This is a genomic window from Klebsiella sp. KPN54798, from assembly GCF_021184225.1.
Taxonomy (GTDB): domain Bacteria; phylum Pseudomonadota; class Gammaproteobacteria; order Enterobacterales; family Enterobacteriaceae; genus Klebsiella; species Klebsiella pneumoniae.
On the sequence record NZ_CP089234.1, the window covers coordinates 1,214,209 to 1,228,832 of the forward strand.

At 56.9% G+C, this 14,624-nt stretch carries 14 protein-coding genes; 6 read left to right on the plus strand and 8 right to left on the minus strand.

Features of this window, described 5'->3' with window-relative positions:
• Window positions 1-2: 2 nt before the first annotated feature.
• A complete protein-coding gene (locus tag LPQ25_RS06005) occupies window positions 3-1,301 on the plus strand; it encodes an MFS transporter (RefSeq protein ID WP_004144368.1) in 1,299 nt (432 codons plus the stop codon).
• A 3-nt stretch (window positions 1,302-1,304) separates the two neighbouring features.
• On the opposite strand, the gene LPQ25_RS06010 is transcribed toward LPQ25_RS06005, so the two are convergent.
• The 5 genes from LPQ25_RS06010 to trxC form a co-directional block, all read right to left on the minus strand.
• Window positions 1,305-1,628, minus strand: a complete 324-nt coding sequence (locus LPQ25_RS06010; RefSeq protein WP_004888435.1) for a YfiM family lipoprotein — start codon at window positions 1,626-1,628, stop codon at window positions 1,305-1,307.
• Between the two features lie 41 nt (window positions 1,629-1,669).
• Complete coding sequence (gene pssA, locus LPQ25_RS06015; RefSeq protein ID WP_002914094.1) at window positions 1,670-3,025, minus strand: CDP-diacylglycerol--serine O-phosphatidyltransferase; 1,356 nt, start codon at window positions 3,023-3,025, stop codon at window positions 1,670-1,672.
• Window positions 3,026-3,145: 120 nt separating this feature from the next.
• The gene (locus tag LPQ25_RS06020) at window positions 3,146-5,797 is read right to left on the minus strand and encodes a bifunctional acetate--CoA ligase family protein/GNAT family N-acetyltransferase (RefSeq protein WP_014907103.1); all 2,652 of its coding nucleotides are present in this window, start codon (window positions 5,795-5,797) and stop codon (window positions 3,146-3,148) included.
• 34 nt (window positions 5,798-5,831) lie between these two features.
• Window positions 5,832-6,530, minus strand: a complete 699-nt coding sequence (gene tapT, locus LPQ25_RS06025) for a tRNA-uridine aminocarboxypropyltransferase (protein WP_002914092.1) — start codon at window positions 6,528-6,530, stop codon at window positions 5,832-5,834.
• Window positions 6,531-6,599: 69 nt separating this feature from the next.
• Complete coding sequence (gene trxC, locus LPQ25_RS06030; RefSeq protein WP_002914091.1) at window positions 6,600-7,025, minus strand: thioredoxin TrxC; 426 nt, start codon at window positions 7,023-7,025, stop codon at window positions 6,600-6,602.
• A gap of 203 nt (window positions 7,026-7,228) precedes the next feature.
• On the opposite strand from trxC, the gene LPQ25_RS06035 reads away from it, so the two are divergent.
• Entirely contained in the window at window positions 7,229-8,314 is a 1,086-nt protein-coding gene (locus LPQ25_RS06035; protein WP_004174810.1) for a tRNA/rRNA methyltransferase, read from the plus strand.
• Window positions 8,315-8,371: 57 nt separating this feature from the next.
• On the opposite strand, the gene ung is transcribed toward LPQ25_RS06035, so the two are convergent.
• Entirely contained in the window at window positions 8,372-9,061 is a 690-nt protein-coding gene (ung, locus tag LPQ25_RS06040) for a uracil-DNA glycosylase (protein ID WP_002914088.1), read from the minus strand.
• A gap of 312 nt (window positions 9,062-9,373) precedes the next feature.
• Here ung and grcA point away from each other — a divergent pair, with 312 nt between their 5' ends.
• Entirely contained in the window at window positions 9,374-9,757 is a 384-nt protein-coding gene (gene grcA / locus LPQ25_RS06045; protein WP_002914084.1) for an autonomous glycyl radical cofactor GrcA, read from the plus strand.
• A gap of 45 nt (window positions 9,758-9,802) precedes the next feature.
• Here grcA and srmB read toward each other — a convergent pair whose 3' ends face one another.
• A complete protein-coding gene (srmB, locus tag LPQ25_RS06050; protein ID WP_002914082.1) occupies window positions 9,803-11,134 on the minus strand; it encodes an ATP-dependent RNA helicase SrmB in 1,332 nt (443 codons plus the stop codon).
• A gap of 131 nt (window positions 11,135-11,265) precedes the next feature.
• Between srmB and trmN the strand changes: the two genes are divergently transcribed.
• On the plus strand, window positions 11,266-12,003 hold the full coding sequence (trmN, locus tag LPQ25_RS06055) for a tRNA(1)(Val) (adenine(37)-N(6))-methyltransferase TrmN (protein ID WP_002914079.1): 738 nt from the start codon (window positions 11,266-11,268) through the stop codon (window positions 12,001-12,003).
• Here the strand turns inward: trmN and nadB are convergent.
• Window positions 11,988-13,607 (minus strand): L-aspartate oxidase, encoded by a 1,620-nt coding sequence (nadB, locus tag LPQ25_RS06060; protein WP_004180927.1) that lies wholly within the window; start codon window positions 13,605-13,607, stop codon window positions 11,988-11,990. The two genes, trmN and nadB, sit on opposite strands and share 16 nt — an antisense overlap.
• A 328-nt stretch (window positions 13,608-13,935) precedes the next feature.
• Here nadB and rseD point away from each other — a divergent pair, with 328 nt between their 5' ends.
• Together rseD and rpoE are read left to right on the plus strand one after the other, a co-directional pair.
• Complete coding sequence (gene rseD, locus LPQ25_RS27350) at window positions 13,936-14,031, plus strand: rpoE leader peptide RseD (RefSeq protein ID WP_121980491.1); 96 nt, start codon at window positions 13,936-13,938, stop codon at window positions 14,029-14,031.
• The gene (gene rpoE, locus LPQ25_RS06065; RefSeq protein WP_002914074.1) at window positions 14,028-14,603 is read left to right on the plus strand and encodes an RNA polymerase sigma factor RpoE; all 576 of its coding nucleotides are present in this window, start codon (window positions 14,028-14,030) and stop codon (window positions 14,601-14,603) included. The genes rseD and rpoE overlap by 4 nt, the downstream gene beginning before the upstream one ends.
• Window positions 14,604-14,624 lie beyond the last annotated feature (21 nt).

Genomic DNA, 14,624 nt, shown 5'->3' on the forward strand with positions numbered 1-14,624 from the left:
CAATGACAGAAAGTAGCATTACCGAACGGGGCGCGCCGGAACTGGCCGATACCCGTCGTCGTATTTGGGCAATTGTTGGCGCTTCCTCGGGGAATCTGGTTGAATGGTTTGATTTTTACGTTTACTCATTCTGCTCGCTCTATTTCGCGCACATCTTCTTTCCATCCGGAAATACCACCACCCAACTGCTGCAAACGGCAGGCGTATTTGCCGCCGGATTTCTGATGCGTCCTATCGGTGGATGGCTGTTTGGTCGGATCGCTGACCGCCGGGGACGTAAAACGTCCATGCTTATCTCGGTCTGCATGATGTGCTTTGGCTCACTGGTGATTGCCTGTCTGCCGGGTTATGCGGTGATCGGCACCTGGGCCCCGGCGCTGCTGCTGCTGGCGCGTCTGTTCCAGGGGCTGTCTGTTGGCGGAGAATACGGCACCAGTGCGACCTATATGAGTGAAGTCGCGGTGGAGGGTAAGAAAGGCTTCTATGCCTCCTTCCAGTACGTTACGCTGATTGGTGGTCAACTGCTGGCTGTATTAGTGGTTGTGGCGCTCCAGCAGGTGCTTAGCGATGAAGATCTCCATGCCTGGGGATGGCGTATTCCTTTTGCCCTCGGGGCGGTACTGGCTATCGTCGCGCTGTGGCTGCGTCGCCAGCTGGACGAAACCTCGAAGCAGGAGACCCGGGCGCTGAAAGAGGCTGGCTCATTTAAAGGGTTGTGGCGCAATCGCCGGGCCTTTGCGATGGTGTTAGGCTTTACCGCCGCCGGATCGCTGACCTTCTACACCTTCACCACCTATATGCAAAAGTATCTGGTCAACACGGCGGGCATGACGGCCAGCACCGCCAGCGTGATCATGACCGCGGCGCTGTTCGTTTATATGCTGGTTCAGCCGCTATTCGGCGCCTTCTCGGATAAAGTTGGCCGTCGGACCTCCATGCTGTGCTTTGGCGTGCTGGCGACGTTATTTACCGTGCCTATTCTCAGCGCCTTGCAAAAAGTGAGCTCACCCTATGCCGCCTTCGGCCTGGTGATCTGCGCCTTACTGATTGTCAGTTTCTATACCTCGATCAGCGGCATCCTGAAAGCAGAGATGTTCCCGGCTCAGGTTCGCGCGCTTGGGGTCGGGTTGTCCTATGCCGTCGCGAACGCATTGTTCGGCGGCTCTGCGGAGTACGTCGCGCTGTCGCTTAAGTCGGCAGGGATAGAGCACGCGTTCTACTGGTATGTGACGGTGATGGCCGCCATTGCCTTCCTTGTCTCCCTGATGTTGCATCGCAAAGGGAAGGGGTTGCGTCTGTAACGCTTACTGATGAGCCAACTGCCATACAGCGTAGCCGGTGGTCGCGCCGGCGACATCCCAGGCAAAATCCTTCCAGCTCCAGCCGCTCCCAGCCGGGCGGCTGTCCCAAAGCTCTTTTGAGGCGCCAAGGCTGACGGAAAACATCAGGCCGATAGCGGCGCTGCGGTCCCGGCTGTAACCCTGATGTTGCGCATATTCATTGCCAGCGGCAGAGAGCATCGCTGAGGCCAGAAAATGCTGGGCTTTGTCCTGACCGGACCATGCATCATTTGCCATGTGGCTGCAGCCGGTTAACAGCAGCGAAGCAATCACTAATATCGTACGCATAGCACTTCCAGAAAAAAGCCCCGTCGAGGCGGGGCTGATAGTCAGAGAATACGGCTGATCAGCCGGTCAATGCGGATCCGCCGCAGGCGGCGGATCAGTTTTCGCACTTTCACCGGATAGTCGGCGATACTTTGCAGATCCCGATAATGTTTCACTACCGTGGTGTGGGTGCGGATGAGCTTCAGCTCTTTCTCCCGCATGGCCCCCAGCTGCCGCTTTGGATCGTGGATCAGAATGGCGTTTTCCAGATCGAGCCGCCAGGCGCGCGGGTTCAGGTTGTTGCCAGTGAGCAGCATCCACTCATCGTCAACCCACATGCCTTTCAGGTGGTAGCTGTTATCATCATCCTTCCACAGGCGGACGATCAGCTGATCGGTATTGACATAATACTGCAGCCGGCTGAGGAAACGCCGCAGGTTGATCTCATACAGATAGGGAAGGGCGCCGATGATTTTAAACGGCTGATCTTCAGGAATGTAGAAATCGTTAGCCGTTTTATCGCCGACAATAATCTCCACCTGTTTTCCGTCGCGCAGCAGCTGGATGATATTTCTTACCAGTACGGCAGGGAGGTTGAAGTAGGGGGTGCAGATCGTCAGCTTGTGTTCGGCACAGGGCATCAGGTGAAAGATGGTTTTATTCAGCAGGCTCGATTTACCCAGGCCTACCAGCGGGGTGACGGAGAGTTCTTCGTCACCAGCGGTGCCGACAAAATGGTAGCTGCGGTCGCGGAGCTCCTGACGGTACTGGCGAATGTCGTTTTTGATTTCCGGGCTTCTTGGCCGATCCGGTCTGTCGAGACGGTTAACGCCGCGCCCCTGAACCAGATTGTTGTCGACCCAGTCGAACATGATGTCCGCCATTTTGCCGTTACGGATGCACTGATAGCGATCATAGCGATACTTATCATGCTGATGCAGATAAACATCATTCAGGCTGGCGCCGCTGTAGAGGACGCAGTCATCAATAATAAAGCCTTTGAAATGGAGAACGCCGAGCGCCTCCCGGGTGTTAATCGGCACGCCGTAAACGGGGATATCTACCCCTGGATTTTCATTGGCCATCCGACAATACCAGTCGGCATTGGTATTAGAGGCGGCGGCGCCGATACGGCCACGCTGAGCGCGGTGCCAGTCCACCAGAACGCGGACATCCAGTTCCGGACGCTGGCGTTTGGCGTCATAAAGGGCCTGCAAAATTCCTTTTCCGCCATCATCTTGCTCCAGATAGAGCGCAATAATGCATATACGCTGAGTGGCGTGGGCAATCCGGGTCAGTAACGCTTCCCTGAATTCCGCAGGGGCGTAAAAGAACTCTACATCATCAACTGACTGAGAAAGCTTAGGGAGTTGGGCAAGGTGTTGTTGATGTTTATTACGCTTAAATTTTGACAACATCACAGTGCGTTTCTTCTCTGTTTATTGAAGGGTCTTCTGTACCATGCAGACGACGTAAGCGGGCAATAATACCATTACTACCCGCTAATGTGGTCAACAATTGCGGTCAGCGTCGCGCGATTATCCCTGATTCAGGGGCAGCGACAGGCTGACAATCCCATCTTCCAGCTGAATATCGACGGTGAATCCCAGCTTTCTGGCGAGGCCTATCATGCCTCGGTTATTTGGCATCGTAATACCATTAAGGCGCTGCAGGCCATGGCTTTGCGTATAGGCGATCAGCTTTTCCAGCAACCTTCGCCCCAGGCCTAACCCTTTTAAATCTGAACGGACCAGAACGGCAAACTCGGCGTCAATATTATCGGGATCGGAGATCGCCCGCGTCACGCCGAGGATCTCGCTCTTCTCTGCGCTGGTCCTGACGGCAACAAACGCCATTTCTCGATCGTAGTCGATCTGGGTCATATTGGCTAAGTCGTCATGGGTAAATTCGTTGATCTCACTAAAATAGCGATAATAGAGATCTTCTTTGGTGACCTGGGCGATAAATGCGAGCAACTGTGGCTCATCTTCCGGGAGGATCGGCCGGAACAGACAGCGATCGCCATTTTTCATCACCACCCACTCCTCCAGTTGGTGCGGATAGGGACGAATAGCGAGACGGCTTTCACTGTCGCCGCTGAAGGGAGCAAGCCCCAGGGTAACGTCCAGCGCCGTAAACTCGTTGCCGGAGGCGAGCAGGGGATGAATATCCAGGCGCTGGATCTCCGGGCAGTCGACGATCAGGTTCGAGACCTGAACCAGCAGCTGGCTTAAGCCAGCGATATCCAGCGGGCGCAAGGCGCTGCGGCCGCGGATCTTCTTATTTTTGATCGCCTGGATCACCAGATAACGCGCCAGGTTCATATTCAGCGGCGGCAGCGCCACGGCGGCCTGGTCCTCGGCCCGCCACTCCACGCCGCCCTCGCCTAGCATAATCAACGGGCCGAAGACGGGATCGTGCTCAACCACTACTCTTAGCTCCTGGGCGCCAGCGCGATTGGCCATGCTTTGCACCAGCAATCCATGAATGCGCGCCTGGGGCCAGGCCAGTTTGACGCGATCGATCATCGCATCTGCAGCCTGCTGCACCTCGGCGGCGGTACGCAAATAGAGCATGACCCCCTGTACTTCTGATTTGTGCGGGATATCCGGAGAACGCAGCTTCAGCGCAACCGGATAGCCTATCTGCTCAGCGATATGCACCGCTTCCGCGCTGTCAGCGGCAATCCAGGTTGGCAGCGTGTGGATGCCATAGGCCCGAAGCACCGGGCTGACCTCGTGAGTATCCAGCGTGGTGGCGCCGTCTTCTATCGCTTGCTGCAGCAGAGCATGCGCCTCGCTGGTATTGGCGGTTAAGGAGTCTGGTAGCACCGGCGTCTCGCGCAGTTGTTTCTGGTTGCGACGGTATTCCACCATATGCATAAAAGCGGTGATCGTGCCCTCCGGCGTACGGTAGGTAGGGAGGCCGGCATCGCTGAATAAACGTCGCGCTTCCTGCGAGGAAAATTCGCCGCACCAGTTGGTCAGCACGGTGACATATTTACCGCGCGGGTGATGCTTCAGAGCGTCAATCAGGGCCAGGGCACTCTCGGTGCCCGGCGCGGCGGCGCTGGGAGAGTGGATCACCAGCAGCGCGTCATAGTCCTGACTGTTGAGCAAAACATTCACCGCCCGCTGATAGTGTTCGCTACTGGCGTCATCGCGTAGATCCAGCGGGTTGGCGATCTCCACGCCAACCGGCAACGCCTGGCGCAGGGCGTCGCGCGTCTCCTCGCTGAGAGTCGCCAGCTTACCGTTTCGCAACCAAAGCTCATCCAGCGCCAGCGCCGCCGGCGCCGCACCGTTGCTGACGATCATCAGTTTTTCACCGCGCAGCGGGCGCATGTGGCTGAGCGTTTCCACCGCAGAGAACAGCTCATGGGTATCCTGCACCCGCAGCAGACCAGCGCGCTGAATGGCCGCATCCCATGCCGGGTCCATCCCGGAATTGGCGTGCAATAGCTTCTGCGCCGCCGGACTACGGCCGCTTTTAATCACCAGGATAGGTTTGTTTCGCGAAGCGCTGCGCGCGGCGGAGACAAAGCGGCGCGCGTCGCTGAGATGCTCGAGGTACAGCAAAATGGCGCTGGTCTTGCTGTCGCGGGCCAGAAAGTCCAGCAGGTCATCGACATCAATATCCAGGCTATCGCCCAGGGCGATGAAGTAGGAAAAACCCATCTCGCGCTGTTGCGCCCAGTCAAGGATAGTATTGGAGACGGCGGCCGACTGCGAGATAAAGGCCAGTTTACCGCGATGGATCGGCACCGGTGAAAAGCTGGCGTTCAGCCCTTGCCATGGGGCCAGCAGTCCGAGACTGTTGGGGCCGAGCAGACGCATCTGATAGCGCGCGGCGCATTCGAGCAGCGCCGGGTACTGTTCCGGCTGCGAAGAGAGGATGATGCAGGTCTTGCAGCCTTTTTGCCCTAAGGCTTCGAGCAATTCGAGATTACGCCTGGCGTTAGTACAGAGCACCGCCAGATCCGGGGTAAACGGCAGGCTCTTGATGGTAGGCCATGCCAGTACCCCAAGAACCGCCTTCCAGGCGGGGGTGACCGGCATCACCGGGCCATTGAAGCCGCCGGCTAACAGGTTGCGCATCATGAGATAGCCAGCGCGCTGCGGCTTCATTGATGCGCCAATAACGGCGATGGACTTTGGTCGCAGCAGCGCTTCCAGGCCTCGTTGGCTCATACCGGTCTCCTTTCATCCCAGTGACCGAATGATTTTAAACGTTTTCCACCTGGCCCGCTGTGATACTGCCCTTATGCTGGGTTTTTCCCGCCAGATAGCGGGTCCGGAAGCGGGTGAAGTGCTCGCCAAGCGCAGCGGCGGCCGGGGCATCGCCCGCCAGATCCAGCAGGGCGATGGCCACTTCCGCGGTACAATATTGTCCGTCGGCGTGCGCCTCGCGCAGATGGTAGGCAGAGATGCGCGACAGATCGACGGAGATAATCGGCAGCGCGTCGAGATAAGGACTCTTACGGAACATTTTGCGCGCTTCGGTCCAGGTGCCGTCGAGCATGATAAACAGCGGCGGTTTACCGGACGGCGGCGCGCTCAGGACCTGGCGATCCGGCCCGGCATAGGAGGCCGGAAATACGACCATGGGCTGATAATCAGGATGGGCGACCAGATCGAGCAGCGCCTGCGGCGGTTCGGTACGCGACCACTGAAACGCTTCGGTATCTGGCAGAATATCGGCGATGAGCCGGCCAGTGTTGCTGGGCTTCATCGGTTCCGTATCAAACATCACCAGGCAGAAGCGGCTGGCGGCCTGCGCTGAGGTTAACGTGGCGCACAGGCACTGCTTGAGCGGCAGCAGACAGCGCTGGCAGCGGCGGATGCGATTGCCGCGCGCAAGGAAAGGGCGGGTAGCTCGCGCGAGACGTTCGGCGCGCAGGCGAAGGACAGCGTTATCAGTCATGGGAGTCGCTAGTGAAAAACGCTATTGTCGCAGAGGTGAAAACGGGGCACAAGCGGTGCCCCGGAAGGGTTATTGTTGGCCGGCTTCGTTAAGCCAGCTATCGAATGGCGCTTTTGGCACTGCGCCATTGAGCATGTCGATCACTTCGCCATTTTTGAACATCATAATGGTCGGGATGCTGCGGATACGAAACCGGGCGCTAAGCTCACGTTCCGCTTCGGTGTTGACTTTCACAAAACGCATCTTCCCGCTACGCTCTTCCGCGACGTCTTCAAAGATCGGCGCGAAGCTACGGCAGGGTCCGCACCATGGCGCCCAGAAATCGACAACGACCGGCAGATCGTCCTTCAAGAGTTTATCCAGCGTTGCCCCGGTCGCGTTGATGACGTCGCCGTCAAAAAGATCGTGACCGCAGCGTCCGCACTTTGCGCCATCCGCGCTACGATCGTCCGGGAGGCGGTTCAGAGCCTGACAACTGGCACAAACGGTATTCATAACTAACCTCTGGTTATGGGTTGCAACGTGGCACGTGGCCGATATGTTTCTGTGATGTTACATATTATCGATGAAGTGTTATTTGAGGACAATGCGTTTTGTTCGATGAGTGCAATAGAGGCCGGCTTTTAAACGAAATCATGGCGAAGCGATGGCACATCGGGTAATCTGCGCGCTTCGCGCAGCGCAGGTGGAGAAAATTGATGAGCGACGAACTGAAAAATAAAAGCGGCAAGGTCAAAGTGATGTATGTCCGCAGTGATGATGATTCTGACAAACGCACCCATAACCCACGTACCGGGAAAGGGGGAGGTCGTCCAGGAAAATCTCGTGTTGACGGCCGCAGCCGCCCTGCGCGTGACGAACGAAACAGCCGCGGCGACGATCGCAAACGTGACGACCGTAAGCGTGACGAGCGCAAACGCGATGATTTTCATCGCGACGATGCGTCTCCGTGGCGTACCGTTTCCCGCGCTCCTGGCGATGAGACGCCGGTAAAAGAAGATCACGGCGGGATCAGCGGGAAGAGCTTTATCGATCCGGAAGTGCTGCGTCGTCAGCGTGCGGAAGAGACCCGCGTATATGGCGAAAACGCCTGCCAGGCGCTGTTCCAGAGCCGTCCGGAAGCTATCGTTCGCGCCTGGTTTATTCAGAGCGTGACGCCGCGCTTTAAAGAGGCGCTGCGCTGGATGGCGGCCAACCGTAAGGCCTATCACGTGGTGGACGAAGCCGAGCTGGCGAAAGCCTCCGGCACCGAGCACCACGGCGGCGTCTGCTTCCTCATCAAAAAACGCCACGGCACTTCTGTTGCTCAATGGGTCGCGAAGGCCGGGGAAGAAGATTGCGTTCTGGCGCTGGAAGATGTGGGTAACCCACATAATCTCGGGGCGATCATGCGTAGCTGCGCGCACTTTGGCGTGAAGGGCGTGGTGGTTCAGGATGCTGGCGTGCTGGAGTCCGGGGCGGCGATCCGTACGGCGGAGGGCGGTGCGGAGCATGTTGAACCGATCACCGGCGACAGCTTTATCGATACCCTCGATCAGTTCCGCAAAGCGGGCTACGCGATTGTCTCAACGTCCAGCCATAATGGTACCCCGCTGTTTAAAGCCGAGCTGCCGAAGAAAATGGTGCTGGCGTTAGGCCAGGAACGTGATGGTCTGTCCGATGCGGCGATTTCCAGCGCCGATCTCAGCGTTGCCATCGACGGTACCGGTAATGTCGAAAGCCTGAACGTCTCTGTGGCGACCGGCGTCCTGCTGGCGGAATGGTGGCGTCAGAACAAGGCGTGATTCGCCTGCCTGAATGCAAAAAAGCCAGCTGATGCTGGCTTTTTTTATGGCTGTCAATCACTCGCTTTCAGCGGGAAGGACCGGCATCCAGTCGATCGGCGTTTCGCCGCGGTCAACCAGCCACTGGTTGGTCTGTACGAAATGGTTGCAGCCAAAGAAGCCGCGATGCGCAGAGAGCGGTGATGGATGCGGCGCCTTCAGCACGCAGTGGCGCTGACGATCGATAATCGCGCCTTTCTTCTGCGCATGAGAGCCCCACAGCAGAAAAACTACTCCCTCGCAATGCTCATTGATTAAAGCGATAACCTTATCGGTAAAGGTCTCCCAGCCCAGACTGGCGTGCGAGTGCGCCTGTCCGGCGCGGACGGTCAGGACCGTATTCAGCAGCAGCACGCCCTGTCGTGCCCAGCTTTCGAGATAACCGTGGGTGGGGCGGGTAAAGCCGGGGATCGTGGCCTCCAGCTCTTTATACATATTCAGCAACGAAGGCGGGATCGCGACGCCCGGACGAACTGAGAACGCCAGACCGTGGGCCTGACCCGGGCCGTGATAGGGGTCCTGGCCGAGAATGACGACTTTGACATCGCCCAGTTCAGTAAAGCGAAACGCATTGAAGACGTCTTTTTGCGGTGGATAGATGGTGATCCCCGACTGGCGCTCTTCGGCGACGGTCTTCAGAGTATTGAGAAAATAGGGTTGTTGCTTTTCATCCGCCAGCACGTCATGCCAGGTTAAAGGGGTGGTCATCTTGCTCTCCTGCAAAAGGGTCATCGCTATAGCTTAACGGCTTCTTTCTATAGAACAAAATCGGCACGGCCTGATGCCGGCTTTTATGCAAAAAAAATTGAAAATTTACAAAATTATTTATAGCTCACAATGGCGTAACTTGATGTAAAACAATAAAAACCTCCTATACCCACGTTGGGTGAGTGGTTTTTATTGATTTATATCAAGGAATGCCGAGGGTGCGGCTGATATATATACACTCATACAACAATGGTTTTACCAATTGGCCGCGAAGAGGCCAAAATCGAATAAACACTGCCTGGGAGGCATCAAATGATTACTGGTATCCAAATTACTAAAGCGGCAAACGACGACCTGCTCAACTCTTTCTGGCTGCTGGATAGCGAAAAAGGCGAAGCGCGCTGCCTGTGCGCCAAAGGTGGTTTTGCGGAAGATGATGTGGTTGCGGTAAGCAAACTGGGTGAAATCGAATACCGTGAAATCCCGGTGGACGTGAAACCGGAAGTGCGCGTCGAAGGCGGTCAGCACCTGAACGTTAACGTGCTGCGTCGCGAAACCCTGCTGGACGCGGTTGAGCATCCGGAAAAATATCCGCAGCTGACCATTCGTGTTTCCGGCTACGCGGTACGCTTCAACTCTCTGACGCCGGAACAGCAGCGCGACGTTATCGCCCGTACCTTTACCGAAAGCCTGTAAGGCTAACGCCAGATGTGAAAACGCCGGGATATCCCGGCGTTTTTTTTACTCATCGCTGGACGCTGATGGCGTCCCGGCCGCGCTTGGCTTCCGGCGCTTACCGATATTTTTCGTATCGCGGTGGCGCTTCTTCACCCGCGGTTTCTCTTTTTCATCTTTTTTCTTCTGCGCACGCTTCGCCAGCACTTTCTTCGATGGCTTACCCGTCAGCTTCTCGCTCGGCGCACGGGTCGTCGGGCGCAGTTCATCGATAACTCTGGCTTTCAACGGCTCTTCAATATAGCGACCAATCTTACCCAGCAGCAGGTGGTCATGAGCCTCGACCAGAGAAATGGCGGTCCCTTTTTTACCGGCGCGGCCGGTACGACCGATACGGTGCAGGTAGGTATCCGCGGTACGCGGCATATCGAAGTTAAAGACGTGGCTGACGTCCGGAATATCGATACCGCGGGCAGCGACGTCGGTGGCGATCAGCACGTTGACGCGGCCGTCGGTCAGGCGCTTGATAGCTTCGTTTCGCTTGGCCTGCACCATCTCGCCTTCCAGCCAGCAGGTGTTAATCCCGGCCTCACGCAGCCAGTTAGCCAGCTCATGCACGCGCTCACGCTTACGCACAAACACGATAGCGCGGGTGGCTTCCGGCTGTTGCAGCAGATTCACCAGCAGTTTGGTTTTATGTTCGATATCGTCGGCGCGGTAGTACCACTGATGGATTTTCTTACGCTCGCGGGTTGACGGATTGGCGGAAACTTCAACCGGCTCCTCCAGCAGACGCTCAGCAAAGTCTTTGATCGCATCGCCTTCCAGCGTCGCGGAGAACAGCATAGTCTGCTTGCGCCAGCGAGTTTCACCGGCGATGGTTTCGATATCCTGGGCAAAACCCATATCCAGCATGCGGTCGGCTTCATCGAGGATTAGGGTCTCGACGGCGCGGCAGTCGAAATTCTCTTCTTTAATATATTGCAGCAGGCGACCGGTGGTGGCGACTACGATGTCCTGGTTTTCGCTGAACACTTCCGCGTGGTTCATGTACGCCACGCCGCCGGTAATGGTAGCGATGTCCAGATGGGTATGCTTCGCCAGCTCGCGGGCGTGGTCGGCCACCTGCATCGCCAGCTCACGGGTCGGCGTCAGGATAAGAATGCGCGGCGGGCCGGATTTCTTACGCGGGAAATCGAGCAGGTGCTGCAACGCTGGCAGCAGATACGCCGCCGTTTTACCGGTGCCGGTCGGCGCTGAACCGAGAATGTCACGGCCATCGAGCGCAGGCGGAATAGCGGCGGCCTGAATGGCTGTCGGGCGAGTGAAACCTTTATCCTGGAGGGCCTCCAGCAGGTTTTCGTCGAGTTCAAGTTCGGAAAAAGTCGTTACAGTCATGTTCTACCTCTGAGTGGGCCGCCGATTATAGACGTTACTGACGTAATGTTCATCTGTTTGTAAGGCTATCTGTTCTCCGGTATTGTGCATAGCCTTAGGTTCAGGAGTTTTTGTCGGCAAGGTTATTGAGGATGTCTCAGTCGAAGTTTGCGCTGCCGCGCAATGGTTTTACCTTCAAACGGTTCTTTGTCGCTCACGATCGCTGCGCCATGAAGGTGGGTACCGACGGCATTTTGCTGGGCGCCTGGGCGCCGATTGCCGGAGTGAAGCATGTGCTGGATATTGGCGCGGGCAGCGGCTTGCTGGCGCTGATGCTCGCGCAGCGTACCGGAGATGATGTGCATGTCGAGGCGGTAGAACTGGACGAAGAGGCCGCCGCTCAGGCGCGGGAAAACGCCCTCGCGTCGCCGTGGGCTTCGCGGATTGAGGTCTGGCAGGCCGATATTCATCAGTGGCAGCCGTCGCAAACTCGACGCTATGAACTGATAATCAGTAATCCGCCCTTTTTTGCCGAAGGCGTGCCATGCGCGACCTCGCAGCGAGAGCAGGCGCGGTACACCACTACGCTCGATCACGCCTCCCTGCTGACCTGTGCCGCAGAGCATATTACCGAAGAAGGTTTTTTTTGCGTGGTGTTGCCGGTGGATATTGGTAATGCGTTCATCGAACGGGCAAGGGCGATGGGCTGGCATCTGCGACTGCGTACTGACGTGGCGGAGACCGAGCTGCGACCGCCGCATCGGGTGCTGCTGGCTTTCTCCCCGACGGCAGGGGAGTGTTTCAGCGACAGGCTGGCGATCCGCGGGCCAGAGCAGCAATATTCGGAAGGCTTTACCGCTCTGACCGAGGACTTTTATCTCTTTATGTGAGCCAGGGGCGAGAGTATCGACGGGCCGCTGTCAGGCAGCGGCTGCGGATAGTCGAGGGTATAATGCAGACCGCGGCTCTCCTTACGCAACATCGCGCAGCGTACGATAAGCTCCGCCACCTGCACCAGATTGCGCAGTTCCAGCAAATTATTCGAGACGCGGAAGCGGGCGTAATACTCATCCAGCTCCTGCTGGAGCATGGTAATGCGCCGCAGGGCGCGCTCCAGCCTGCGGGTGGTGCGCACAATCCCCACGTAATCCCACATCAGCAGGCGCAGTTCGTGCCAGTTGTGCTGGATAACCACCAGTTCATCCGGGATCTCCACCTGACTTTCATCCCATGCTGGCAGCGTGGCGACCTTCTGGGCGAGCGGCAGGCGCCGGGCAATATCCTCCGCGGCGGACCAGCCATAGACCAGGCACTCCAGCAACGAGTTCGACGCCATACGATTCGCGCCGTGCAGCCCGGTGTAGCTAACTTCGCCGATGGCGTATAAACCATCGACGTCGGTGCGGCCATTATCATCCACCATCACGCCGCCGCAGGTGTAATGCGCGGCGGGGACGACCGGCACCGGCTCTTTGGTTAAATCAATTCCCAGGCCGAGCAGCTTTTCATAAATCATCGGGAAATGCTGGCGAACAAACGCCTCGGGTTTATGGCTGATATCAAGGAACATACAGTCTACGCCCAGGCGCTTCATTTCATGGTCGATGGCGCGGGCGACGATATCGCGCGGGGCCAGCTCGCCGCGCTCGTCAAAGTCCGGCATAAAGCGGGTGCCATCCGGGCGTTTAAGGTGGGCGCCTTCGCCGCGCAGCGCTTCAGTAAGCAGGAAATTACGCGCCTGGGGGTGATATAGCGCGGTGGGGTGGAACTGGTTAAACTCCAGATTCGCCACCCGACATCCCGCCCGCCAGGCCATCGCAATCCCGTCTCCGGAAGAGACGTCGGGGTTAGTGGTATATTGGTAAACCTTCGCGGCCCCGCCGGTAGCGAGTACTACGGCTTTCGCGCTGCAGGTTTCCACCCGCTCTTTATTACGATTCCAGATCCATGCCCCGACCACCCGGCGGGTGCCCGGCAGGCCAATCTTATCCGATACGATCAAATCGACGGCATTGCTGCGCTCAAGGATGCGGATATTAGGATGGGCAAGCGCTTTATCGACCAGCGTCGTCTCTACCGCTTTGCCGGTGGCGTCGGCGGCGTGAAGAATGCGCCGATGGCTGTGCCCCCCTTCGCGCGTGAGATGATAGCTCTCTTCGCCATTGGCCTGGACCTGGGTGTCAAACAGCACTCCCTGATCGATAAGCCACTGGACGCATGATCGGGCGTTGCTGGCGACGAAGGTGACCGCATGACGATCGCAGAGCCCCGCGCCGGCGATGAGGGTATCTTCGACATGGGATTCAATACTGTCCGTCTCATCGAAGACGGCGGCAATCCCACCCTGGGCGTAGAACGTCGAACCTTCGCTGATCGGCCCTTTACTCAGCACTGTCACCGAACTGTGCTCAGCCAGGCGCAGGGCAAGGGAAAGACCGGCAGCGCCGCTGCCGATAATCAACACATCACAAGAGAAGTCAGGAGTGGTATTCATTGTCTTTGTTTAATTTACTAAACACATTTAGCTCACAATAGCACCGGTCCGTGAGGAATCGTACAATTTTTTTGTCTGCTGTTGTGACGGCTAAACAAAAGGCGAACGGAAACGGCGTCTTGCGCGCTGAAAATGAGACGCGGGGCAGGTTGATGGCATTGGATTTTATAGTGAAATAAACGGCGTGTTACGATACCCTTCAGACGGGCCTGCGCTTTTTCTTATTGACTTACCTATCGTTTAGCAACCTGGGCATATAATGATTGATAACGATCTGCCGCCGTTGCCAGACAAAAAACAAAAAGCGTAACGGAACTTTATTGTTTTCATGCACTCCAACAGTCAGCTTGCTCATAATGCAGATTTTGGGTGGTGTTTTGAAGACGCATGGGAATTGGGTTTGGGGAGACATTACCTCGGATGAGCGAGCAGTTAACGGATCAGGTCCTTGTTGAACGGGTCCAGAAAGGAGATCAGAAAGCGTTTAATTTGCTGGTAGTGCGCTATCAGCATAAGGTCGCGAGCCTGGTTTCCCGCTATGTACCGCCGGGCGATATCGCTGACGTTGTTCAGGAATCGTTCGTTAAGGCATGGCGTGCGCTGGACTCTTTCCGGGGAGATAGCGCTTTTTACACCTGGTTATACCGTATCGCCGTCAACACGGCGAAGAATTATCTGGTTGCTCAGGGGCGCCGTCCGCCGTCCAGCGATGTTGACGCCAACGAGGCGGAAAACTTCGAAAGCGGCGGGGCGTTGAAAGAAATTTCGAACCCTGAGAACTTAATGTTGTCAGAAGAACTGAGACAAATAGTTTTTCGTACCATTGAATCGCTCCCGGAAGATTTACGCATGGCAATTACGTTACGGGAGCTGGATGGCCTGAGCTATGAAGAGATAGCCGCTATCATGGATTGTCCGGTTGGGACGGTGCGTTCGCGTATCTTCCGGGCGCGAGAAGCTATTGATAATAAAGTTCAACCGCTTATCAGGCGTTGACGATAGCGGAATACTGGAAAA